The organism is Pseudomonas sp. CROZ-RG-20F-R04-15, from assembly GCF_022662375.1.
Taxonomy (GTDB): domain Bacteria; phylum Pseudomonadota; class Gammaproteobacteria; order Pseudomonadales; family Pseudomonadaceae; genus Aquipseudomonas.
In genome coordinates this window covers 1-1,099 of sequence record NZ_JAKNQL010000067.1, presented here as the reverse complement: position 1 = coordinate 1,099, position 1,099 = coordinate 1, and the positions used below count along the sequence as shown (strand labels likewise).

1 protein-coding gene is annotated in these 1,099 nt (G+C 60.6%); it reads left to right on the top strand.

Going from position 1 to position 1,099, the window contains the following annotated elements; all coding sequences use genetic code 11:
- Positions 1 to 1,099 (top strand): terminase family protein (locus tag L8H52_RS30290; protein ID WP_242210169.1); only part of this gene is annotated, 1,099 nt, incomplete at both ends.

Below are 1,099 nucleotides of genomic sequence, written 5' to 3'. Positions count from 1 at the left end.
ACTGACGGGCCTACTTGAGCGGCTGAAAAAACTTGCGGCCAAGCCTGCACAGGCTGCGCCGTCGGACGCACCGGGGGAACCTCGCGAACGCCAGCCTGGTCAACGTCGTGAACGCGGCGAAGGCGGCGCCAAGAAGCGCGAAAAGAAGGCCAAGAACGACGTCGGCGGCCTGACCGAAGTGGACTTCCTCGATAAATTCATCTCGAAGATGTACGGCTACCAGAAAGAGCTGTTCGAGGCGAAACAGAACCCGCTGACACGCCGCGTCCGGAACATCCTAAAAAGCCGTCAGGTCGGTCTGACTTACTACTTCGCCGGCGAAGCGTTCATGGACGCCGTGCTGAGCGGTGACAACCAGGTGTTCCTGTCTGCCAGCCGATCGCAGTCCGAGATCTTCCGCAGCTACATCATCCAGTTCGCCAAGCAATGGTTTGATATCGAGCTGACCGGCAACCCGATCACGCTCAGCAACGGCGCCGAACTGCGCTTTCTCAGCACCAACAGCAGCACTGCCCAGGGCTATCACGGCCACGTCTACGTGGACGAATATTTCTGGATCCGCGACTTCGAAAAACTCAGCACGGTGGCCAGCGCCATGGGCACACACAAGAAGTGGCGCAAAACCTATTTCTCGACGCCCAGCGCCGTGTCGCACCAGGCGTACCCATTCTGGTCAGGTGAGGAATTCCGCAACAGCAAACGCGGCAAGAAGGCTGGCGGTGTGTGGCCGAGCGAAGCGGCCTACACACACGGCGCGCTGTGTCCGGACGGCCAGTGGCGCAAGACGATCACCCTGGACGATGCGATCGCCGGCGGCTGCGATCTGTTCGACCTGGAGCAGCTGCAGCTGGAGTACGACGAAGACAAATTTCAGCAGCTGTTCTACTGCAAGTTCATCGACAGCACCCAAAGCGCATTCAGCCTCAAGGATCTGGAACGCTGCTACTCGGACCTATCGTTGTGGGAGGACTACAACGCGGAGCTGGATCGACCGTTCGGCAACAGCCCGGTCTGGCTTGGCTACGACCCAAGCCGCACCCGCGACGACGCCACCTGTGTGGTCATCGCGCCGCCACTCGAACCCGGGGCGAAGTTCCGG